Source organism: Robertmurraya korlensis NBRC 107688 (genome assembly GCF_001591645.1).
Taxonomy (GTDB): domain Bacteria; phylum Bacillota; class Bacilli; order Bacillales; family Cytobacillaceae; genus Robertmurraya_A.
This window is the reverse complement of the sequence record NZ_BCVH01000008.1, coordinates 52,287-75,451: the sequence shown is the minus strand read 5'-3', so window position 1 is coordinate 75,451 and position 23,165 is coordinate 52,287. Positions and strand designations below refer to the sequence as shown.

Here is a 23,165-nt window from a genome sequence, read left to right as displayed (position 1 = left end):
AGGTATAATAAAAGGCTTTCGACCAACTGTCGAAAGCCTTTTTACGTATCAAATTAAATAAATAGTAACAAACTAAGTGCCATTACAGCCATTCCACCGATTAACCCATAGATCGATAGATGAGTTTCATCATATCTTTTCGCGGCCGGTAATAATTCATCCAGTGAAATGAATACCATAATTCCCGCCACAGCGGCAAAGATGATACCAAACATAACGTCGTTTAAGAAAGGCATTAGGAAAAAATAGGCCACTATCGCACCAACTGGCTCCGATAGTCCCGATAAAAACGATAGTTTGAATGCCTTTTTCTTATCACCCGTCGCAAAATATACTGGCACCGAAACGGCAATTCCCTCTGGTATATTATGAATAGCGATGGCTACGGCAATCGCAATCCCTAAACCTGGATCCTGCAAAGCCGAAGTAAACGTAGCAATTCCCTCTGGAAAGTTGTGAATGGCAATAGCCAATGCTGTAAAGGTCCCCATTTTTAATAGGCCTTGATTATCGGGCTTGCTGTTCATATCCTCAACTTTTTTCAACTCATGTGGATTTCCTTGTTTGGGGATAAATTTATCAATTAATGTAATTAACAACATCCCTCCGAAAAAACCAGCAACTGTTAACCAGTTGCCTAACACATTCCCCATGGAACCTACAAGTGCATCCTTTGCTTTAACGAAAATCTCAATCATAGAAACATAAATCATTACTCCTGCAGAAAAACCAAGAGTTACTGAAAGAAATTTTGTATTTGTTGTAGAAGTAAAAAAGGCCAATACACTACCAATACCCGTGGCAAGCCCTGCCATTAAAGTTAATCCGAATGCCAACAATAGATTCTCCGTCATCGTATTTCCTCCTTAATTATGGTTGAATTTTTTATTTGCACCAAAGACAATATGTTTCCTTAATCAAACTTTTTCTTTAAAAAAATATACCCATTTCACTAATCTTTATAAAGGATATGTACGTGTATAAAAAATGTGCCATAAACTTTAAAAATTTCACTAATAAACATTTGTTTCCCTAATACAACTTTTATTATATATATTTACCAACTATACGGCAACGAATATTTTAAAAGTCAAAAAAGACGATCCCTCTTTTGAGGAAACGTCCTTTTAAACTAGTATTCATTTTTTCTATTAATGATTACGGTTCACGATATAGTTCAATAAATGCTTTAAAAAAGGGATATTCTGTGGAATTTCCTGTAGAGCTTCTATTGCGTCACAGTAATGCCGCCACATTTCCTTTTTTGCCTCCTCTTTCCCTAATACCGAGACAAACGTAGAATTATTGTTTCCTATGTCTTGACCGATAGGCTTTCCGAGTAGGTTCTCATCTCCTACTACATCAAGAAGATCATCCTTTATTTGAAATGCAATGCCGGCATGGTGGGCGTACTTTTTTAATGCTGCCATTTCCGTTTCGCTCGCCTGCGCTAGAATAGCTGGCATAATGAGGGAAGCTTCAAAAGCTAACCCCGTTTTATACATGCTTAAGTGGTTCAGCTGGTCAATCGTTAATTCCTTCCCTTTCGATCCAAGATCCATCGCCTGTCCCTGACACATAATTTCTGTCATTTGTGCTGAGTACTGAATAAGCTTTACCACGGTTTTAGATTCAAAGGATTCAAGAGAGGCTTGTTCTTCAATTGCCTTTTGAGTCAGAAAAAGACCTGTTATTTCCGCCACAGCTGTGTTGTATACGCGATGAAGGGTCGGTCGCCCTCTACGAGTATTTGAGTTGTCTTGTGTTGGTAGATCATCGAAAATGAGAGAGGCCGTGTGTAAGTACTCCAAGGATCTTAATAAAGGAACGATAGAATCCTTTCTTAATCCGAACCCCTGTATACCCACCACCCACGTCATAATCGACCGTAATCGTTTCCCATCCCCTTCAAGGCTGTAGTTAGCGGCTTCAATAATTGATTGATTCGATACTCGTACATTTTTATTAGGTAAAATGTGTAGCGTCCTGTTTATTTCATTCCGAATTTCTTCAATTGTATCTGTAAACTCCTCCTGCTCTTTCCTTTCGTTTCTAAGAGAGGTAATGATATGGTCTCGAAGTAATTTATCAAAGAAATCCACATCATCTGCTTTTCTCACCATCTTTTTTATCAAATGATGAAAATTCGGATCGTCTAATGCAAACATTTCCATTACTTCATTGTACTTTTCCGTTCCCAATCTTTCTTTATAGCGTTTTAAGCCATTAACGGCACGATCCAAAATCACTTCGCAGGATTTCTTATCTGACTGAAAGACCTCATGTATTAAATAGTAAATAACGGTCCAGTACATTTGAAAAGGATTAATTAAATCCTTTCGTTGATCCTTATACTTTAAATAATAAGTATAAGGTGTGACAGCACCATCTTCAAAGTCATCAAACATATCAGCAAAATCATCCGCTAACTGATTGTATATTCCATAAAAGAAGGTTCGATCCGAAAACCCTTCGTCCTCAGAAGCATTAACTACTGATCGAGCAATTAATCGTGACGATGAAGATTTTAAAATGACAGGTACATACAAATCCTTATTTGTATAAGTGGCATTGGATAAGTCCCTCTGCCGATCTACTTCTTGAGATTGAAAAAAAACATACGATTGCTCAAAAAACAATATGATTGATTCTGGTTGCTGATGAGCTTTTATATATTCAAAAGCAGCCCCTAACTCTTGATGAATAAAACGAATTAATGGTTCGTTTTCTCCTGTCCATACGCCTAGTTCAGGAACCACCCCTGTTGTTAGTGTGGTACGAATCAAATTTGTATACCAACTTGCTTCTTCAACCGATAACAATTTGGCATCGAGCAGGTCATCAATAAACGGATAGGTTAACCCGTAGCAATAGCCTAGCCTGATGGCTTCATCTAGCTTTTTAGACCTTTCTTCAAAAGGTAAATTGTCATCCAGCTCTTCAAGGACATGCATGAGAACACCAGCAATGATTTTAATTAATTTCCTTTGGGCATGTTCTTTGTCCATCCCCTCCGGAATATTTTCTGAGACGATTCTCAATTTCTCTAGTAACCAGATCATGGAGAGCTCAATTCCTTCCTCTTGAGCCTTCCGATATAACCCGGCCATTCCTAATAGATCCTTTTGACCTTCTCGATTTAGAAGGATACTATTTTTCCAGCTGTTAACCGTGCGTCGAATACTAGTTTGTGTCTCATCTGAGTTCAATGATTTCCCTAAATCTCGCATATAAAGGTAAGAAACACTCCGGTCCAAGTAGTTATCCAATTTGCCTGTGTGATCTAGCCATTGAAGATAGCTATGATATCCTTTCGAGCTAGCACGTTTCTTTCGACTGGAGAACAAGGCTAGTAGGGAATGATGGCGAATATGATTATGTTTCCACGAATGAAAATCCTCTGTTAAAACCTTCGCATACCTTTGTTTAGAAACCTCGTTATATAGTGTTTGAAAATAGTGTTCTGCTTTTTCCTCGGCCTGCTGGTAACAGGCCTCTGCATTTATCATTACTTCATCAGTCATTCTATTCGACCCTTTACTTCATTCTCTTATTCAATGGACTATTAAACTTCTTTTTTTACCATGTGAATCGTTTGCCAGATGGGATCTGACTCAGATAATATTTCTACAAACCCACAACCTTTCCAAAAAGGAACAGCACCTGGTAGAAACGGGTGAGTATGTAAATAAATCGTATTATATCCAGCCTCCCGACAATAGGACAATGCGTTCTTAAATAGCGCTGTTCCGATACCCATCCGTCGAAAATTAGGATCTAAATAACACTTTACAAGTTCCGATGTTTGATGAAGGCTACAATGACTCTCCAAGTGGCTAAAACGACCATCGTAGGGAATGATGCCAATAGTGCCAATTATTTTCCCATCTATATATGCCCCAAAAAAGGCCGAATTCCTAGATTGTAGATAATTTTTTTCGAAGTGTAAAAGATCTTCTGGAACCCCACTACCACGTAACATAGGAAAAATTTCATTTCTTATTTCCATCACAAATTCTATTAGTTGTTTATAATCATTGAGTTGGACTAACTCTATAGTATAGTACGGAAGCTTTGGCATTTATGTTTCTCCATTCCAATTTATTCATTTAATCATTATCTATGTTGCATCTCTGAATATTAAGTTTAAAATATATGTAATTAAACTTTAGCATGAAATGAAATAAATGTACTGTGAAATGAAAGGAAAGAAGAAAATGATTAGTAAGGCAGATGTTATAGAACGGTTACGGTCTTTAATAGGGAAGGAGTTAAGTAGCGAAAACTTACACGAAGCCATATTTTGTGAAGCCAAGCATCAAAAAATACTTCGTCGTTTTCATGTAGGTACGCATACCTATGTGGAGATTAAGTTGGATAAAAACAATGATACAACGGATTTTGTTGATATTACCATACCTGGAAACCCTAATACCTTCCGACTAGGTCTAAAAGAAGAAGAAGGAAAATACATCATCTCCACCGAACCTAGGATTAATTTTTCATATTTAAGTTGATGGATGGGAAAAGCCCTAAGAAATGTCTTAGGGCTTTTCTAATAAATTGATTTATTGTCCTTTTACAATGTGACTGACTGTTTCTTTTTTCATTATAGGCAATAGGGTTAGAATCCCCACAAATAGTAGAAGTGCCGACATTTCATAGATATAGACAATGGAAAAATGAGTTTTCAGCCACCCAGAGGCGGACATAGTGATGACCATGGCCCCCATAAATAGAGGATTTAAAATACCGTTGACTCGACCGATAAATGCTTCTTCTGTATTTTGTAGAATCATCGTATTAATTCCAATATGGATACATGGCATAAATAACCCCGCAAAAAATTGAGCAGCCAAGCTAAGCCATAACTCTGTTGACAATCCTAAACCAATAAAACCGATGGCGCTAGCTGCCATCCCTAATGCTAATAGCATTTGCGGTTGTACCTTCCTTGAAAGTGCTACAGTGATGCCTCCTCCAATAATCATACCAGCTCCAAATGCAGTCATGAGCCACTGCAGATCTTCCTTTGGTAAACCTAGTCTTTCAGTAATAATAAAAACTCCGAGCGGCTGAGTTAATCCTATTGCAAGGCCTGCGGCTGCAAAACATCCGCCCAACAAGGTTAGTGGCTTACTTTTAAATACGTAACCGAATCCTTCTTTCATCTCATGCATTAATGATGTGTTGTGCCTTTCCTCTTCTGGTGTTGGATCTGCTGGAAGCAACAAAAGAATAGCTGCCGAGCATAAAAAGGCCACTCCCATAACCCCAACTGCCGCAAGAATACCAAATTGCTGATACACATATGTTCCAAGGATTGGACCAAGAATCATAAATAGTGCAAACACCGTTTGATACATCGACATCCCCATCTGAACTAACTCAGTAGGAACATGTAGCTTAAACAACTTCATACCCGCAGGCTGTGAAAATTGTGACAGGATCGATGATACAAGTGTAGCAAAGAAAATCATTTTCCAACTTCCGAAAAATAGAGTCAATAAGACAGCAAACACTGATACAGCACTTAACACATCACACCAAACCATCGTTCTCTTTGGCCGCCAACGATCTGCGAAGGTCCCACCAATAAATGAAAAAAGAAAAATCGGTGCGAATTCAGCCACTGAGATCAAGGATACTGCAATTGGATTTTCATTCGTCATTTCAATAACATATAAGAGGATTGAGTAGTTTCTCACCCATATTCCCACTTGAAGGAACAAGACCGATAGTAAAATCGTTCGAATCACTCGGTTTTGAAATAAATCCCCCATACCCAACTTTTGACTTGTGGTTATTTCCGACATAAAAAAAATTCTCCCATCCATTTCTAGATAGGAGACTTGTTTGGTAACTAAAAAGAGAAAGAAAACACCTAATGGTATCTTCAAGTTCAGTTTGGTTAACAAAGGGCCATATTAATCCTATCTAGAAACAAGTTTATTATCAGGTCAAAACCAGTTTTCTAAATAAGATTAGTTATTCATCGTCCCTGTTCACCCTTTCACCGTTTCTTATTACTAATAATGTAAGTAACCATCATTTTATTAATCATTTTTTACTTCTGTTGAAACCTGCCAAGTCATATTGAATTTATCTGTTACTTGCCCATAAGCTGGACTCCAGAATGTTTCTTGTAAAGGCATTAATACCTTACCGCCATCCTGTAATTTTTTAAAAACCTCTTTTGTCTTATCTACATTGTTAATCATAATTGCAATTGTTACTTGTGAACCGATTGGGTAAGGCTGTCCTGGGAATGTATCAGAAAGCATCAGATCAGAATTTCCTATCTTTAAATGTGCATTTAACACTCGGTCTTTTGCTTCAGGAGGAGTAGGGTATTCCGGATTGTCTGGCAAATCCCCAAACGTTTGAAGAGAAACAACCTTTGCATCTATTGCATCTTCATAAAACTTAACCGCTTCTTTCCCATTTCCATTTAACACTAAATATGGATGAATTCCTAAAATCATAAGACACCTCTTTTCCAAAATATAAACAGAACAAGTGTTCTATTTAATAATACCAGATTAAACCTAATCATGCAATATTATCTATTATTAGAATTTCCATTTTCCTCAAATAAAAAACCCGTACACTTTTCAAAAGTGTACGGGTTTGATTCTATTTTTGAATTTCAACTGAGTCTCCAGAAACGTCTGGAGCATTATCTGCTTTTTCAGCTTTCTTTCCCCAATAATTTGCAAGAAGTGATCCTGATACATTGTGCCATACGCTAAAGATGGCTCCTGGTACTGCTGCCAGTGGAGAGAAGTGTGCAGCAGCCAATGCCGCAGCAAGTCCAGAGTTTTGCATTCCTACTTCAATGGAAATCGCTTTTTGATCACTATAATTCATTTTTAACAATTTAGCTGCTAGAAAACCTAGTAGGTAGCCAAGTGCATTGTGTAAGATAACAACTGCTAATATTAATAAACCACTTTCAAGAATCTTCTCTTTGCTTCCGCTAACAACCGCTGCAACAATCGCTACAATTCCGATAACTGACACTAACGGAAGAGCTTTCACGCTTTTTTCAACCTGCGTGCGGAATAGAGTTTTCACGATTAGTCCTAAGATAATCGGCACAAGAACGATTTTGACAACAGATATGAACATAGCACTAAGTGACACCGGTAACCATTTACTTGCTAATAAAAGGGTGATTGCCGGAGTTAAAATTGGTGCTAATAAAGTTGAAACCGAAGTAATTGATACAGATAAGGCCGTGTTTCCTCTTGCTAAGTAAGTCATTACGTTAGAAGATGTTCCCCCAGGACATGAACCAACTAGAATCACACCTACTGCCACTTCAGCTGGCAAACCAAGAACCGTTGCAAGCCCAAAAGCTAAGAATGGCATAATCAAATACTGTGCAAATACACCGATAAATACTGATTTCGGATGTTTAACAACCTCTTTAAAGTCATTTACTGATAATGTCATACCCATTCCAAACATGATAACTCCCAATAATAAAGGGATATGAGGACCAATCCACGTAAAACCTGTAGGAAATAATAATGCCAACCCTGCAAAAAGCAGTACCCAATATGCAAAGGTATTGCCTGCAAATATACCTGCTCTTTCTAATGCTTTCATAGTAGTATACCCCCTGTGTGTAAAAATATAATTTTCATTATACTCCAAACATTTATAATTTTGTAATATTTTTTGACAAATTCTTTTAGTAAAATTTTATAATAAAAAAATGAGAGCCTTTACATGCTTATTGGCTCTCACTTTTCCTATAAAAAAATTATTTTATTCTAAACGACCATTTTGTTTCTGAATCGTACACTTGATCTTTCTCTATTATTGTACTCGGAAAGTGTGAATGATGAATCGCATCAGGAACTCCTTGTGTCTCCAAACACAATCCCAAGTATTTCTCTGACCTTCTGCCACGTATGTCATAATTATTTCCTAGCTGTGTCCCTGTATAGAGTACTACTGCCGGTTGATTCGTTTCAACAACTAGTTGACGACCACTTTCCTCATCATATAATTCGATTGGTTCTGACTGGTTACCCGTTAACATAAAGGGGTGATCATAGCCATTGCCAACTAGTACATTTTGAGGATGCTCTGAAACAACTCCTTCTTGAATCCTTCGACCATCACGAAAATCAAAAACCGTATGATCTACATGTAACATTTTACCAGTTGGAATCAAATGTTCATTTAACTCAAGAAAACGATCACTCTTCATCTTCAGTGTGTGATCCTCGATGGTTCGTTTTAATTCACCACTTAAGTTAAAATACGTATGGTTTGTCATATTAAGGATGGTTCGTGCATCACTCATTCATTCATATCTTAGAAGAATTTCATTAGCATTTGTTAATGTATAGGTCACAGATACACGGACATTTCCAGGATATCCTTCTTCTCCATCCTTGCTTTCGTAATGATAGCAAAGACTGACTGAATCTTTTTCTTGCACTACTTCAACATCCCAGACCGTTCGATCAAACCCTTTTAATCCACCATGCAGATGATTTCCATTGTTATTTTGGGCTAGTTCATAGGTTCTTCCGTCGAGTTCAAAACGGCCTCCAGCAATCCTCCCGGCATGTCTTCCAATGACAGAGCCGAAATAAGCTGAATTCGCTTGATACTCTTCTACCGAATCAAAGCCTAACACAACGTTTTCAAGATTACCTTTACGGTCAGGTGCAATAATCTTCGTAATGGTACAACCATAATTGGTAGCAGTAACTTGCATACCTGTAGCATTTTCAATCGTATGTGCTACTAATGTTTCACCATCAAGCATTCCAACCACTGACTCAGATATTTTCATAGGAATGCCTCCATTTATAAACTTTTGCAGAAACGTCGAAATGCCTCTTGACCATATGCATCTCTTTTAAATACTCCTGCATCCTCAAGCACTCGTTGGAATTTCAACCCTACTTCTCTTCTTAAAATTTCTTCTACTGTATCAGCCGACCATTCTGTTTCGTACTTACTCTTAATTTCCTCAGCCCATGGGAGATGATAGTCTTTTACTATTTCAGACTTTCCTAATACATACGCTTTTACTTCTTCTAGTTCTTCCTTCAATCTAGCAGGGAGAACTGCAAGGCCCATGACCTCTATTAATCCAATATTCTCCTTTTTAATGTGGTGAACATCGCTATGCGGGTGGAAGATTCCTAATGGATGCTTTTCATTCGTTCGGTTGTTTCTTAATACTAAATCTAACTCGAATTGCCCCTCTCGCATTCTGGCAATTGGAGTAATCGTGTTATGTGGTGTACCTTCGGAATAGGCATGAATATCAACCTTTTCATCCGAGTAACCCTTCCAACTAGTCAAAATATAATCCGCTGCTTGAATAAGTTCTTCTTTATTTAGGGATCGTAAACGAATAACGGACATTGGCCAATTAACTGTTGCCGCGGATACCTGTAAGAATTCCTTCATCTGAAAAGAATACTCTTCGTCGGCTCGTGCCATCGCAAACTCATAATTTCCCCCTTGGTAGTGATCATGAGTTAAAATCGAACCACCCACAATCGGAAGATCAGCATTTGAACCAACGAAATAATGTGGAAATCTTTCTACGAACGATAGTAATCTTTCAAATCCTTTACGGGATATCTTCATATCACGATGATCTTTTGAGAGTACAATACAGTGCTCGTTGTAATACACATATGGGGAGTACTGTAGATACCATGGCTCATTCTCTAGCTCTAGTCGAATCATTCGATGATTGGAGCGCGCTGGGTGACCCACTCGTCCCTCGTAACCCTCGTTCTCTTCGCATAGAAGACATTTTGGATACTGCACATCCTGCTTTTTCTCTTTTTCCAAGGCGATTTGCTTCGGATCCTTTTCTGGCTTCGACAGATTGATCGTAATATCTAGTTCTCCGTATGGAGTATCAGTTTTATAACTAATATTCTTTGCAATACTTTTTGTTTGAATATAGTTGCTGTTTTGACTCAACTGATAAAAGTACTCTGTTGCATATGTTGGATCTTTTTCATAGTGACGGTAAAAACGACGATTCACATCCGAAGGCCTTTGTACTAGAACATTCATTAGCTTGCTTGAAAAGATTTCTTTATCCGCATCTAGGATTCCAACAATTCCTTTTTCAAAGGCATGCTGAACGATTTGCTCTAACACATCTGGTATGCTTGCTCCCTTTACCCCTTCCACTTTCTCAGGGTAATCAGCAAGTTGTAAAAGTGACAACAGCTGGTTTCTCGCATATATTTCATCTTCCTGTTCAATCATTTCACATTCCATTGATTGGTCAAGTAGTGATTGAATCAAAGCATAGATTTCCATGGAGTGTTTCTCCTTCCATTACTTTTCGTACCCATTTGGATGTGACTGATGCCAGCTCCATGCGTCCCCAATAATTTGCTCAATATTCGTTAGCTTAGGATTCCAACCGAGCACCTGTTTTGCTTTTTGAGAGGAAGCAATTAACTTCGCTGGATCTCCAGCACGCCTTGCCACCATTTTCTCAGGGATAGCATGCCCCGTAATTTCCCTAGCTGTCTCAATAATTTCCAACACGGAGAATCCTTGGTTACTTCCAAGATTGAACACATTGCTTTCTCCACCATCTTCTAAATACTTTAAAGCAAGAATATGTGCAGCAATTAAATCTTCTACATGCACATAATCACGGATACAAGTTCCATCTGGTGTATCGTAGTCATCGCCGAACACAGAGATGAACTCTCTTTGTCCAAGAGCCACTTGCAACACTAACGGAATCAAATGAGTTTCAGGTGTATGATCCTCTCCTACTTCTCCAGTAGGTCTTGCCCCTGCTACATTAAAGTAGCGAAGCGCAACATACTTCATACCGTAAGCACCGCTGCACCATTTCAGCATTTTTTCCATGGTTAGCTTCGTCTCTCCATAGGCATTGGTCGGAGAGGTGGGAGTATCCTCTGTAATCGGCATGGTTTTTTGATCACCATACGTTGCTGCAGTTGATGAGAAGACAATATTCTTTACATCGAACTCATTCATTACTTCAAGTAACACTTGCGTCCCATACACATTATTATCAAAATACATAAGTGGCTTTTCCATTGATTCACCAACTAATGAATTCGCTGCAAAATGGAGGACACCTTCAATTTTTTCCTTTTGAAAAACGGAGGTTAAAAACTCTTTTTCTCTTATATCCCCTTTATAAAAAGTGGCTTGAGGATGGATCGCCTGTTCATGCCCTGTTTGGAGGTTATCGATAACGACTACCTTATACCCTTGATCGATTAGCTGATATACAGCATGTGAACCAATATATCCTGCCCCACCTAACACTAATACGCTCATCGTATCAATTCTCCCTTAAGTTCTTTCGTTCCGTCCCCAATACTAGCTACATAAAAGGTAGCTTCATATCCAATTTTCTCTTTATAGCTTTCACCGACTTCTTTAATAAATAAATCAACGCCATTCTTTTCTACTAGAGCAATGGCACAGCCTCCAAATCCTGCACCCGTCATTCGAGCACCTACTGTCCCCTTTTGGCTCCAAGCTGCACTTACAAGTGTATCCAGTTCAATACCTGTTACTTCGTAATCATCTTTTAGAGAAGTATGAGAAGCATTCATCAGTTCTCCAAAGTAAGCAAGGTTTCCTTCTTTTAGAGCTTTCAAGGCCTTAATCGTACGGCCATTTTCATACACGGCATGCTTTGCTCGTTTTTCTAAAAGTTCATCTCCAATCAACTCACGATTGGCCTCAAATTGTTCTTCCGTTAAGCTACCTAATCCCTCGATATCCAATTTAGCTTGTAGTCTGCTAAGGGCTTCTTCACATTGTGCTCGGCGCTCATTGTACTTCGAGTCGGCTAACTCGCGACGCTTATTCGTATTCATAATAATAATTTTGTGGTTTTCTAGATTAAGAGGCGCATATTCGTAGGTAAGAGTATGACAATCTAATAAAATCCCACAGTTTTCTTTCCCCATGCCAATTGCAAACTGATCCATGATTCCGCTGTTCACACCAATAAACTTGTTTTCTACCTTCTGTCCTAGCTTTACAAGCTCTACTCGGTCGATTTTCAAATCATATACCTCGTCAAGTATGACACCCACTAACATTTCTAGAGAGGCAGAAGACGAAAGACCTGCACCATTTGGAATATCCCCATTGATGAAAAGGTCAAATCCGTTTGGAATCATCCCGAAACTCTCCTGAACGTAGCGAATCATTCCTTTTGGATAGTTTGCCCAATTATGAGCAGCATCATATTCTAGGGAATTTAGTGAGAATTCAATGATTCCTTTGTCTGGAATGTTCTCTGAATACATTCGCACCAAACGGTCTTCCCTCTTCCTTACTACTCCGTACGTTCCAAATGTGATGGCAGCTGGAAACACATTCCCGCCATTGTAATCCGTGTGTTCTCCTATGAGGTTAATTCGCCCTGGTGAAAAAAAGAGTCGAACATGCTCTTGTGCTTTAAAAATCTCTTGAAACTTCTTAATTAGTTCCTGCTTTTCCATCGTTATCACCTTCCGCTTTCGACTGGTAAAATCTAATGAATACTTTTAATGATGATATAACTTCCACATAAGTGAAAACGTCTACACTACTATTTTATTCTTTAAGTAAATTTTATTCAATATTTTAGTAAAAATTTTATTTGCAAACAAAAGACATTTTTCATCAAAAATAAAAAGATCCCTTCAATAATTTATAGGAAACCATTTAAGGGCTCACACTATTTGGAAAGGTATGTCCAAAGAAATGCATATCTATTTTTATTATTGTAAAAAATACGTAAGAGGTGAGAACAAATGGAAAAAGATAATATAAAACTTACAGCTTCCGAAATAGGAACACTATGGGGTGAGTATGTAAACGGAACAATGACCGAGATAGTTAATAGGTATATGTTTTCTATTGTAGAAGACGAAGCAATAAAAGAGGTTTTTGAAATTGCCCTTGAGATATGGGAAAAGCAAAAGAAGCAGATTGTTACCTTCATTGAGAAAGAGGGATTTCCAGTCCCCATAGGATTTAATTAGTCCGACCTTAATACAAGTGCAGAGAGATTGTTTTCTGACACATTCTGCTTAAATTATCTACATAATGGGTTTCTTGGCTCAGACTGCACAAGTATATTACGGAACAGGTCTAGCAACAGCCATGCGAACGGACCTAGGTGCCGTTTATGAAAAAGCCATTCTAAAGGCATTAGCAATTACCAATAAAATGGTTCAATATTATGTTGAAAAACGAATGGTTAGAACAACCACCACTTGCTCCCAATAGAAAAGAATTGGCACAAGATAAATAACCAATCCTCTTCACTGCTTTATTAAATGTCATATTTCCCTAGATACAATTAACAACATTTAATTTTTATAAATAAAACGAAAAAGGATTGATGAGCAAGATTATATGGGCTCTATAGATCCTTTTTTTGCACTACAGATGACCATATTTAGTACCACAATTAGAGAAGTTTTGTTGCACAAACTATGTAATTCTATAAAATCGGTGCTATAGCAACCTTTCATTGATAATTAACTGGAGCATTTACCCCTTGTTTCTCCTCTTATAATATAGGCCAGCTAGCTGAATTATAATAAGCCCTCCTTAAGTTTTAGAAACCAAAAAACCTTAATTATCATAGGCACTTTTTTGAGATATTGAACCAACCTTCCTTTTCTACAATAAGGAAATTCACAAAAAACAGGCATCTATCCTTCTAGGATAAATGCCTCCTATTGTTTTTGTGTAACTTCTCACAATTTTCACAAAAAGTGTATTGCTTAAATGGCTCCCTATTTTAAACAGGTAACTAATTAATAATCCAGCTAATAGCAAGAAACCAAAAATGGTATTTGTCATTGCAGTTGAATTCATAGCAACTCGCATATATCGATGTTCCATCGTTCCTTTTTGGAACCCACGAACAGCAGTAATTGGCCTATTTAACCCTAAGAACATAACAAGTACCCAGGGTACCTTAGACCAACACAAAGTCAATTTACTACACTTACTATTTTGCTCTTATCATTTTGTTCAATTATATTTACTAGTTCCTCGATAATGTCATTTAACCGCATTTGGCTAGTATCTTTATTTAGTATAATAGAAGTTTTATAAAGCAATTTTTTCTCCTGTTCAGTCATTAATTATCCCTCATCTCTAGTAATGTATTACCCTTATTATACCCACTCTGCATATTTATATACTTATAGTTTCAAATTTTCCCTCTTTACCCATACACTCATACATTGACATTAAATTCAGTGGTAACTCAACACCGGGTATGTTGTTTCAATCTAATTTCTTCTAGTTCATTTATTATCATTTTTACATCCTATTAAGGGAAGATTATGTATTAAAACAGTGGCCTTTAACAAAAGAAGCTCTCGACATCCCATTCTTAGATCAAGATCCAATTCATAATTCGGCGCTTAAGAATTAACGAAAATGTCATTAACGGGTACGGTTCACTTACACATATTTAGATACTGACATTTTGAGATAGTATTTTTCAAAGAAACAATGGCATACTTATTCGTATGCCATTGTTCCCATATATTACGAAATTGATCATCTTTAATAACTACTATCTCGAATAACAAGCTCAGTCCCCAGTTGTACCTTTTTGGACACTTTACGTCCCATCACTCGTTCCATGACTAAGTCTACTGCTACTTCTCCCATCATTTCGGTATGAACTTTCAATGTTGATAGTGAAGGGTAGATATATTTAGAGACACTAATGTCATTCAAACCAATAATATTCACTCTGTCTGGAACCACGATATTTTCTTCATGTAATGCTCGGAGGGCTCCGATAGCAAGAAGGTCATTTCCGGCAAAGAAAGCAGTTGGTAACGCTTCTTGGTGCTCAAGGATCGCTTGTTTCATTAACCGATATCCGTCATCCACTGTAAAGGATCCTGTGTAAATAAAGCGTTCGTTGACTAATCCCTTCTCAGTCATATAGCTATAAAAGGTCTTCTCCCGAAGGTCTGTGATTTCACCTGATTGATCTCTGTAGTATTCCCGACCACCAATATACCCGATGGAAGTATGTCCTTTATCTAAAAGGTAATCGACGATCTTTTTCGTGGCCCTATCAAAGTCGGTAATTACCGAATCATACGAATCATCCATTAAACTGTGATCAACTAATACGATGTGTTCGGTAATCTCCGCTAGAGCTTGCACTTGGCTTTCACTAAACTTTCCTATTGCGATAATTCCTTGAATATTTTCCTGCTTTAACTCTTCTATATCATTGTAAAAATACTTTACGATTTGTGCATCCAGCTGTTGACATCTTGTTTCTATTCCAAATCGTATTGACATATAATATAAATCTTCGAGTTCCTCTTTCTCTGTATACCAATGAACAATCGCAAACTTTGAAGGGCTTGATTTTCTTACCACCTTACGTTTATATTCAAGCATTTCTGCGACTTCAAATATCTTTTTTCTTGTTTCATCTGTAACTGAAAGCGAAGAATCATAATTCAATACACGGGAAACAGTAGCAATGGATACACCGGCCTTTTCTGCAATATCTTTGATTGTGGCCATTTCATCACCTCTATCTCGCTAATCTCTTATATTTATCATTTCATATCCCTATATAAAAGGAAAGTATAATGTTCAACTTAATTCGGACTTCTTTCTTTCTCAACGATCCTTACCTCATATTTCTCTAACATTACTTCCCCAAACCATTCTTCACCGGTAAACTTATCAGTTACCGGTATTTCAAAGGTAACCACTTGATTTTCTTCAGTGAAGTTCATAACAAAAATAAAGTCACTTTCTGGAGCATTTCTTACTTGTACCGATACCCCCTCACCATGTTTTACTCCAGACACAGATACTAGAGCTAACTCTTTCATGATTTCTTCATAAAAATCCCTTTGGAATTGATCTTCTAATCGACCACCAATATAGTAAGCTTTTCCTTTTTCATATTTGTGGCTAGTTACGGCAGGTGTATTTGCATAAAAGTCATCGGTGTATACAGCCTTTACATTTGCAGAGTTTATTTCAATGATCGTAGCATAATCCTTCAATTCATACGTACGATTGTTATACTCCACATAATTTCGATCTTTTGGATAAAACGTATCTGTTTCAGCTGGATTTAAGCCAAAGATGTCCTGGAGGTCTTTATGCCATCCACCTAAGTACGTTAGATCATATTCATTTACAAGACCACTAATATAGGTCATAACTAGTATTCCGCCAGCTGCTACAAAAGACTTTAAGCGTGAAATCGTTTCTTCACTCATCATATAAAGCATTGGAACAATTAATAGTTTATAAGATAGAAAGTCTTGTTCCTTTGTGATCACATCTACTGGAATATCTTTTTCCCAAAACGCCTTATAGTGCTGTTGCAAGGTTTGAGGATATCGTTTCGTATCTAACCCAAATCCTTGTGCATCATTTATAGCCCAGTTGCTTTCCCAATCGTAAAGAATAGCGACATCGGCTGGGCGATTCGTGCCTACGATATCAGATAACTTTTCTAACGTTTTCCCTACTTGAGCCACGTCTTGGAATACACGGTTGTTCGTACTGTTATCATGGTCCACCACAGCACCATGGAATTTTTCTGATGACCCACGGGATTTTCTCCACTGGAAGTACATCACACTATCAGAACCATGAGCTATCATCTGCATGGAAGAAAGAAGGTGCATACCTGGTCGCTTTGCTTTATTCACACGATGCCAGTTCACCAAGCTTGGAGTGGATTCCATTAGCAAGAACGGTTGTTGTTTTAAACAGCGATAGAGATCATTTATAAAACCGACCTTCATGGCTAATTCTGCTGTACTTTCCCAGTCATTATGCCAAGCGGGATACGCATCCCAGCTAACAACATCCACGTGCTTTGCAAACTTACTATAATCAAGCGCTTGAAACGGAATTAAATCGAATGTATCCGCCATAAAATTCGTTGTGATCGGTACCTCTGGGGTAAGCTCTCTTAATGGAACAATCTCATTTTCATAGAAAGAAATCGTTTGATCTGTAACAAAACGTCTCCAATCTAGGTTTAAGCCATGAACCATATTTTCCCCAATTGGAGAGGGTGATTCAACCTGAGACCACTCACTATAGGTGTGACTCCAGAACGGTCCCCACCATGCATCGTTTAATGATTTTAGATCATGATTATATTTGTTTTTAATCCAATGTCTAAATGCCGTTTGACACCGTTCGCAGTGACACTCTCCCCCATACTCATTTGAGATATGCCACATCAATAAAGCTGGGTGACTACCGTATCTTTCCGCTAATCTGCGATTCATTTCCTGTGTCTTTTCGCGATAAACAGGAGATGTAAAACAATGATTATGCCTTCCCCCATGTAATTGTTTTGCTCTAGATGAATTTACACGAAGAACCTCAGGATATTTTTGCGACATCCATGCAGGGCGTGCTCCACTTGGTGTGGCTAAAATGACTCTTCCACCGATCCTATGAATATTGTCAAAAATATCATCTAACCATTCAAAGTGGTACTTGCCTTCCTCTGGCTCTAACGCACTCCACGCAAAGATTCCTACTGAAAATGTATTCGTATGGGATAGCTTCATTAAATTGATATCATCCGCCAAAATTTCTGGATGATCCAGCCATTGATCAGGGTTATAATCTCCTCCATGCAGCATGAATTTCGCTTTTGTTGTATAGGTTTTATTGGGAATTTTCATTGTACATCTCCTTTTACCTTTATGATGAAAGCGTTTTATAAGTATAAATATACCACTCTAGGTAAAAAACGTACATTTTTTTACTAAAACCAGTAAAAAAATAATAAAAACACTCCATTAGTAAAAATACTTTCTTCCCCCATTAAACTTTTCATTCTTTTCCCTACATCTTTCTTCCTACTTCAAGTGCCAAAGCTTAGTTTTCATAGTTTTTAAATCCATCATTGGTATGTATTTCGTAACTCGAAATTTGTCTAAATAATAGGCATTTTACTTTATTAACAACCTGTCTATATTTGGATAGAATTTGAATTGTTAGAATAATCTACTTTTTGGAGGTAAGATATGAACGTAAAGAAAAAAACTTTATCCGTATCCTTATCAAGTTTAATGGCTTTTGGTGCAATTACCGCCGTCTCAACACCCGTTTTTGCTGTAGGAAATGGCCCAAGTGCTGGTAACGGGTCGATCCAAACGTCCATCCTGCATACATATGAGAGTTTAGTAGATTATTTAAAGACACAGGATGCGAAGCAAGAAGCGATGGAACTAGAGGTGATTGGACAAACAGTGAAAGGCCGAGATATTTTCATGGCGAAATACATCTCCAATCCTGATAATCCAACGATTTTATTTTTAACACAACAGCATGGAAACGAGCAGCTTACTACAGAGGGTGCCCTTAGCTTTATTAAACATTTAGGCACGGAGAAAACAAAGGGTGTATTGGATAACGTCAATGTACTTATCATTCCGATGCTTAATGCAGATGGAGCCATGGGGGATGTCAATTTCTCTCTTGATAACTATCTTGCCGATGGTGACCGCCACCTTACTCGTTATAACGCTAACAACGTTGACCTAAACCGTGAGCATGCCAAGGCAACAGCGGAGATGCAACCAGAGGCTAGATTCTTGCATGAGAATGTTTTACAGAAATACGATATCGATTATATGATTGATTTGCATCATCAAGGTACCCTTAGTGAAACAGAAGGTGAGCTTGTTTCTGGATCGATTCTTTATCCGACAAATCCGAATGTGAAGCCTGAGGTGGTTGAACGCTCTAAAAAATTAGGATCAGTTGTCTACGGAGCACTTGAGGATACAGGTTGGGGCCATATTGGTAAATACGCAGGTGGCAGCGGAGAAAATATCGGACGAAATGGTGCAGCCGTTCGTTATGACATCTCCACCCTTTTATTTGAAATGCGGGGTATGTCCGATCACTATATTGAATCTTATGCACTTGGACAAAAGAGCAATGGTTACTTAATTAAACAAACAATCACTACCCTAGATGCAACGGTACGAGCCATTGCAGATGGATCTATCGAGACTGCCGACACTAGTTTCTGGGATACACTTCCCGTTCAGAGTAACAGAACAGGCGAAGAAGCGGACGAATAAAAAAACAAATAAAGGGAGAGCCTTTCCTATCTTAGGCTCTCCCTTTCTCTATTGCATCATTTCCACCTTATCTTTTTGACCACGACGTTTCACTACTTTCCACCCTATGTACATGAAAGTAACGACCACAAATCCAACAAGTAGAATCGTTTGGTACTCCGTTATGATCTTGAGAATCGCATCGATATCACCTTCATAAAAATGGCCAATACTCAAAAATAGAAACGTAGAAGGTGCAATTCCTAGCATGGTAAGTATCGTATAAGGGAAAAGTTTCATATTGGACATTCCTGCTATAAACGGAATCACGTTTCCTAAATGAAGCGGACTTAAAATAGCAATACTCCATATACCATGCTTATTCAAATTGCGCTTAACCTTTGCCAGCTTTTCTCTATGTCTTAGGCTCAACCTGTTCTCAATAGAATGGCCTAATCTATATCCAATTGCATAAGGAATGTAACTGCCTAGGGCATATAAGAAACTTCCTATTATTGAAACCAAAATCATTTCTACCCAGCTCATATCCCTAATGAATCCCACTGTTACAATAAAAAACGTTCCGATAAAAGGAAACGCACTTCCCTCAATAAATAAAGAAAGATATATTCCCCCTATCCCCCACTCGTCAATTAGAGCTAACAGTATTTCTGTCATACACCCACTCCATCTACCTTCAATATAATATAAGTTTAGAGTGGTTCTTGATACCTTTATAGAAGCTTGAGGTGTAACTTCATCTAAGACTTGAGAAGTAGATTGTTATATCATTAAGATCTCACGAATATCTTCTTCAGATAAAGAAGCCTTTGAATCCCTCTTCGAATCAATAATCTCTGAAACAAGATGTCTTTTTTTCTCCTGCAGCTCATTTATTTTTTCTTCAATCGTTCCGCGTGCGATAAGCTTGATTACTTGTACTTCATTCGTCTGTCCCATTCGGTGTGCACGGTCTGCTGCTTGCTCCTCCACGGCAGGATTCCACCAGAGGTCATATAGAATGACCGTATCTGCCCCTGTTAAATTCAGTCCTGTCCCCCCCGCTTTTAATGAAATGAGAAAAATATCCCGTTCTCCATCATTAAATCGATTGCATCTTTCCAGGCGTTCCTCTGATGGAGTCTGCCCATCCAGATAGAAGAATGGCACGCCTTGATTTGCTAGCTCCCTGCCAATTATATTGAGCATTTTCGTAAACTGAGAAAAAATTAACACCCGTCGTCCAGAAAACTTTGCTTCATCAACAATCTTCATGAGCTGTTCAAATTTTGACGAGCTTCCTCTATATCCATCCACAAATAATGCAGGATGACAGCATATCTGTCTTAGTCGCGTTAATCCAGCTAGGATTTTAATACGGTTTTTTCCAATCGTATCCTTGTCTAGATGCTTTAACGTATCTTCTTTTAGTTTTGCCAGGTATGCTGCATATAGATTTTTTTGATCAGGGAGAAGCTCTACGGTCTCCATTAACTCCAATTTTTCCGGAATGTCAGAGAGTACCTCTTCCTTCATTCTTCGAAGTAAAAACGGACGGATCCTACGAGAGATTTGTTTTCTTGTCAAATTACTGTACTCCTTGAATCCAAGAAACAATTCAGGAAATACAACGTGAAAAATGGACCACAGCTCCTCTAAGGAATTCTCCACCGGAGTTCCTGTCAATGCGAAACGATAATCTGCTTGTATCCTTTTTACGGCTTTCGCTGTTTGTGAAACTGGATTTTTAAATGCTTGTGCTTCATCAAAAAAGACAGTATGAAACGACTGTTTCTGATACCAAGTCAAATCTTTTAATAACAATGGATACGAGGTGATCACAACGTCCAAACCGATAAGGTCCTTCTGAAGTTTCACCCGTTCCGTTTTCGTTCCATCAATCACAACGGCCTGTACCTCTGGAGCAAACTTCATCAACTCACTTAACCAGTTGTAGGTTAAAGACGATGGGCATACAACAAGAGCAGGAAGCTTCTTCTCACGTATGGTAGAAAGCTCAGATAATAAGAAGGAAATGCTCTGCAAGGTTTTCCCAAGTCCCATATCATCTGCAAGAATCCCTCCAAATCCAAAATGGGTGAGAGTTTTCATCCATTGATAACCCTGCTTCTGATACTCATGTAAAATCGGCTCTACCTGTTTTGGCACCTCAAAATCCATCTTACTTGGATGTTGAATGGTTTCTAAAAATTGACGAAAGGATTCTTCAAACATAAATACTTTACTATCATCGCCTAGGAGCTGTAGCCCCCTCACAACTGGGATGTTCAATTCGTTTTCCCAATCTTCGGATTGGACAGGAAGGGTATTAAGGAATCGGTCGATTTCTTCAAACTCCCTTGTTTCTAACGAGAGCAATGATCCATTTTTCAAACGGTAATATTTTCGCTTTTCCTCTAAAGCGGCTAGCACGGCACGAATCTCTTTTTCTGCCATACCTTCCATTTCAAACTTAAATTCAAGCCAATTGGTTCTTTCCTTTTTCATTTTAATTCGAATTTTCGGGTGAGCATTTTCCTTGAACAAGCGGTTTCTTACCGCTGTCGTCGCATATACCTGTACAAGCTGCTGAAGCTTCGGAACCACATGATATAGAAACTCGTACTCTAATTCCTCATTATGAAGAACGTAGCCACTGTCAGTTGTCGCAAATGAGCTTTCCTCCATTAGCTTTAGAATCGCCCGTTCTTTCCCCACATCCCTTGAAGGAATAAATCTTGCTTGGTGTGGTTGACTTTCCAATGGGTTGATGACGATATTTTCATAGTGGAATTCGAGACCAGCAAGAAGACGGTTACTTACCCGATCTAGGTACAATTTTGCCACCAGTGGCGTTTGGAAGAGTTGATTAGAAATGGAAGGAGATATTTGGACGTTCCCAAGCTTTTTTAAACCAGGAACCACTTTATCTAAGAAAAAATCAAACTGTTCCTTTGGAATGGGTATAGCCCCCGACATCGAATTTGCTAACATCTGCTTCATTTCAACTAGTCGGTCAATCTCTTCATATGGAAGCTGGTACATTTCACCGTTTGCTAATACCAGTCCATAGGATTTCATCACGGTGATTTGGTCCAAGCCTTGTACCGTAAGTTGACAACCTTCGCCCCCTTGGTCTGATAAATCAAACTTTAATGGCAGAGTATTCTTAGAAAGCCGCAATCCGTTATATGTGAATTCATCCACCTGTAAGCTTACTAATGGCGCTTTTACAAGAAAAGGGAGTACTCTTTCCCATGAGGTCGGTGTGATCTGGAGCATTTGTTTATTGAGAGCCCCTCCCTGTACCTTTTCGTCATTCGTCACTTGAACAAGCTGGTGAATAACCGCGTCAGTCTCTCTTTGAAAACAATGAACACTTGGATCGTAAGTAAATGAATCCGATAGAGTGATTGGGCCCCCGTGTTTTATGTGTTCAAGAAAATTTCGAATATCTTGGACGGGAATGGAATCGATACTCATTTCTACTCCCAGTATCTCTCTTTCCTGAATGGTAATGGTTTTGCAGGTGAAGGCAGCATCGATTACTTGACGGTTTTCAAAATGGAGCTGATGCCCACTCGACCGCTTTGGCTGATTGGTGAACAGCGTTAATAACCCCTCTGTTAACTCCTGATTGGGATTAGGACGTTTACTTGGTATAAAAGGGACTGCTCCTTTTTTTTGGTAATCATAGATAGCTAGTAATACGGCTGCAATATGCTGGCATTCATTTTTAAAAGATGGTAAGGAAGGGCAGCTGCATGATGATTGAAAATCTCCGTGAGAGTCTACCTCTACTTTGACATGGAAGTCCTCCGCACCCGTAACTGTTGCTTCACAGTCATTAAGTTGATATTTCTGAAATGTTACTCTATCCGCACGATAAAAAGAATCTCCTCGTTTAAAGGAGACATTACCACACATATCTTTAATGATTTTTTGATTTAATCGTATTTTCACGTATGTCTCTCCTTTCTAGAGGAGCATGATATATCTCATTATTCTACCATCAAAAGAGTAGAAGACACCAAAAAATGCCCAAAAAACCCTTTGGGC

General features: G+C 38.3%; 17 protein-coding genes and 2 pseudogenes. 4 read left to right on the top strand and 15 right to left on the bottom strand.

Translation table 11 applies throughout. The features are described from left to right. Window positions 1–53 precede the first annotated feature (53 nt). From zupT to BKO01S_RS12535, 3 genes are all read right to left on the bottom strand, one after another. Window positions 54–854: a zinc transporter ZupT gene (zupT, locus tag BKO01S_RS12545; protein WP_066054245.1), complete on the bottom strand. Its 801-nt coding sequence runs from the start codon at window positions 852–854 to the stop codon at window positions 54–56. 297 nt (window positions 855–1,151) lie between these two features. Further along, the gene (locus tag BKO01S_RS12540; protein WP_066054242.1) at window positions 1,152–3,524 is read right to left on the bottom strand and encodes a polyprenyl synthetase family protein; all 2,373 of its coding nucleotides are present in this window, start codon (window positions 3,522–3,524) and stop codon (window positions 1,152–1,154) included. 41 nt (window positions 3,525–3,565) lie between these two features. Continuing rightward, on the bottom strand, window positions 3,566–4,081 hold the full coding sequence (locus tag BKO01S_RS12535) for a GNAT family N-acetyltransferase (protein ID WP_066054240.1): 516 nt from the start codon (window positions 4,079–4,081) through the stop codon (window positions 3,566–3,568). A 136-nt stretch (window positions 4,082–4,217) separates the two neighbouring features. Between BKO01S_RS12535 and BKO01S_RS12530 the strand changes: the two genes are divergently transcribed. Next, a complete protein-coding gene (locus BKO01S_RS12530) occupies window positions 4,218–4,517 on the top strand; it encodes a hypothetical protein (RefSeq protein ID WP_066054238.1) in 300 nt (99 codons plus the stop codon). A 51-nt stretch (window positions 4,518–4,568) separates the two neighbouring features. On the opposite strand, the gene BKO01S_RS12525 is transcribed toward BKO01S_RS12530, so the two are convergent. The 7 genes and pseudogenes from BKO01S_RS12525 to BKO01S_RS12495 form a co-directional block, all read right to left on the bottom strand. Continuing rightward, window positions 4,569–5,816 (bottom strand): MFS transporter, encoded by a 1,248-nt coding sequence (locus tag BKO01S_RS12525; protein ID WP_066054236.1) that lies wholly within the window; start codon window positions 5,814–5,816, stop codon window positions 4,569–4,571. A 240-nt stretch (window positions 5,817–6,056) separates the two neighbouring features. Continuing rightward, complete coding sequence (locus BKO01S_RS12520; RefSeq protein ID WP_066054234.1) at window positions 6,057–6,485, bottom strand: VOC family protein; 429 nt, start codon at window positions 6,483–6,485, stop codon at window positions 6,057–6,059. 151 nt (window positions 6,486–6,636) lie between these two features. After that, a complete protein-coding gene (locus BKO01S_RS12515; protein WP_066054232.1) occupies window positions 6,637–7,614 on the bottom strand; it encodes a bile acid:sodium symporter family protein in 978 nt (325 codons plus the stop codon). A gap of 157 nt (window positions 7,615–7,771) precedes the next feature. Beyond that, window positions 7,772–8,818, bottom strand: a pseudogene (locus BKO01S_RS12510) (aldose epimerase family protein). A gap of 14 nt (window positions 8,819–8,832) precedes the next feature. Beyond that, on the bottom strand, window positions 8,833–10,320 hold the full coding sequence (galT, locus tag BKO01S_RS12505; RefSeq protein ID WP_066054228.1) for a UDP-glucose--hexose-1-phosphate uridylyltransferase: 1,488 nt from the start codon (window positions 10,318–10,320) through the stop codon (window positions 8,833–8,835). Window positions 10,321–10,338: 18 nt separating this feature from the next. After that, window positions 10,339–11,328, bottom strand: a complete 990-nt coding sequence (gene galE, locus BKO01S_RS12500; RefSeq protein WP_066054227.1) for a UDP-glucose 4-epimerase GalE — start codon at window positions 11,326–11,328, stop codon at window positions 10,339–10,341. Continuing rightward, a complete protein-coding gene (locus tag BKO01S_RS12495) occupies window positions 11,325–12,509 on the bottom strand; it encodes a galactokinase (protein WP_066054225.1) in 1,185 nt (394 codons plus the stop codon). Before BKO01S_RS12495 ends, galE begins: the two co-directional genes overlap by 4 nt. 294 nt (window positions 12,510–12,803) lie before the next feature. Here BKO01S_RS12495 and BKO01S_RS25275 point away from each other — a divergent pair, with 294 nt between their 5' ends. After that, window positions 12,804–13,034, top strand: a complete 231-nt coding sequence (locus BKO01S_RS25275; RefSeq protein ID WP_066054223.1) for a DUF3231 family protein — start codon at window positions 12,804–12,806, stop codon at window positions 13,032–13,034. Between the two features lie 73 nt (window positions 13,035–13,107). Then, a complete protein-coding gene (locus tag BKO01S_RS25270) occupies window positions 13,108–13,281 on the top strand; it encodes a hypothetical protein (protein WP_439951043.1) in 174 nt (57 codons plus the stop codon). Between the two features lie 522 nt (window positions 13,282–13,803). On the opposite strand, the pseudogene BKO01S_RS23940 reads toward BKO01S_RS25270, so the two are convergent. From BKO01S_RS23940 to ganA, 3 genes and pseudogenes are all read right to left on the bottom strand, one after another. Then, window positions 13,804–13,977, bottom strand: a pseudogene (locus tag BKO01S_RS23940) (1,4-dihydroxy-2-naphthoate polyprenyltransferase); the annotation flags it as partial. A gap of 603 nt (window positions 13,978–14,580) precedes the next feature. After that, complete coding sequence (locus BKO01S_RS12475; RefSeq protein ID WP_066054219.1) at window positions 14,581–15,570, bottom strand: LacI family DNA-binding transcriptional regulator; 990 nt, start codon at window positions 15,568–15,570, stop codon at window positions 14,581–14,583. Between the two features lie 77 nt (window positions 15,571–15,647). Continuing rightward, window positions 15,648–17,717 (bottom strand): beta-galactosidase GanA, encoded by a 2,070-nt coding sequence (gene ganA, locus BKO01S_RS12470; RefSeq protein ID WP_066054216.1) that lies wholly within the window; start codon window positions 17,715–17,717, stop codon window positions 15,648–15,650. Window positions 17,718–18,062: 345 nt separating this feature from the next. On the opposite strand from ganA, the gene BKO01S_RS12465 reads away from it, so the two are divergent. Further along, entirely contained in the window at window positions 18,063–19,127 is a 1,065-nt protein-coding gene (locus BKO01S_RS12465) for a M14 family zinc carboxypeptidase (RefSeq protein WP_066054214.1), read from the top strand. A 48-nt stretch (window positions 19,128–19,175) separates the two neighbouring features. Here BKO01S_RS12465 and BKO01S_RS12460 read toward each other — a convergent pair whose 3' ends face one another. Together BKO01S_RS12460 and BKO01S_RS12455 are read right to left on the bottom strand one after the other, a co-directional pair. Further along, window positions 19,176–19,784 carry a DedA family protein gene (locus tag BKO01S_RS12460; protein WP_066054212.1) on the bottom strand — a complete coding sequence of 203 codons (609 nt, stop codon included), beginning with the start codon at window positions 19,782–19,784 and terminating at the stop codon, window positions 19,176–19,178. A 105-nt stretch (window positions 19,785–19,889) separates the two neighbouring features. Continuing rightward, a complete protein-coding gene (locus BKO01S_RS12455) occupies window positions 19,890–23,069 on the bottom strand; it encodes a DEAD/DEAH box helicase (RefSeq protein WP_066054210.1) in 3,180 nt (1,059 codons plus the stop codon). Window positions 23,070–23,165 lie beyond the last annotated feature (96 nt).

Excerpts from the sequence above, each read along its gene's own strand:
- zupT (WP_066054245.1), bottom strand. The coding sequence starts at position 854 with ATGACGGAGAATCTATTGTTGGCATTCGGATTAACTTTAATGGCAGGG.
- BKO01S_RS12540 (WP_066054242.1), bottom strand. The coding sequence starts at position 3,524 with ATGACTGATGAAGTAATGATAAATGCAGAGGCCTGTTACCAGCAGGCC.
- BKO01S_RS12535 (WP_066054240.1), bottom strand. The coding sequence starts at position 4,081 with ATGCCAAAGCTTCCGTACTATACTATAGAGTTAGTCCAACTCAATGAT.
- BKO01S_RS12530 (WP_066054238.1), top strand. The coding sequence starts at position 4,218 with ATGATTAGTAAGGCAGATGTTATAGAACGGTTACGGTCTTTAATAGGG.
- BKO01S_RS12525 (WP_066054236.1), bottom strand. The coding sequence starts at position 5,816 with ATGTCGGAAATAACCACAAGTCAAAAGTTGGGTATGGGGGATTTATTT.
- BKO01S_RS12520 (WP_066054234.1), bottom strand. The coding sequence starts at position 6,485 with ATGATTTTAGGAATTCATCCATATTTAGTGTTAAATGGAAATGGGAAA.
- BKO01S_RS12515 (WP_066054232.1), bottom strand. The coding sequence starts at position 7,614 with ATGAAAGCATTAGAAAGAGCAGGTATATTTGCAGGCAATACCTTTGCA.
- galT (WP_066054228.1), bottom strand. The coding sequence starts at position 10,320 with ATGGAAATCTATGCTTTGATTCAATCACTACTTGACCAATCAATGGAA.
- galE (WP_066054227.1), bottom strand. The coding sequence starts at position 11,328 with ATGAGCGTATTAGTGTTAGGTGGGGCAGGATATATTGGTTCACATGCT.
- BKO01S_RS12495 (WP_066054225.1), bottom strand. The coding sequence starts at position 12,509 with ATGGAAAAGCAGGAACTAATTAAGAAGTTTCAAGAGATTTTTAAAGCA.
- BKO01S_RS25275 (WP_066054223.1), top strand. The coding sequence starts at position 12,804 with ATGGAAAAAGATAATATAAAACTTACAGCTTCCGAAATAGGAACACTA.
- BKO01S_RS12475 (WP_066054219.1), bottom strand. The coding sequence starts at position 15,570 with ATGGCCACAATCAAAGATATTGCAGAAAAGGCCGGTGTATCCATTGCT.
- ganA (WP_066054216.1), bottom strand. The coding sequence starts at position 17,717 with ATGAAAATTCCCAATAAAACCTATACAACAAAAGCGAAATTCATGCTG.
- BKO01S_RS12465 (WP_066054214.1), top strand. The coding sequence starts at position 18,063 with ATGAACGTAAAGAAAAAAACTTTATCCGTATCCTTATCAAGTTTAATG.
- BKO01S_RS12460 (WP_066054212.1), bottom strand. The coding sequence starts at position 19,784 with ATGACAGAAATACTGTTAGCTCTAATTGACGAGTGGGGGATAGGGGGA.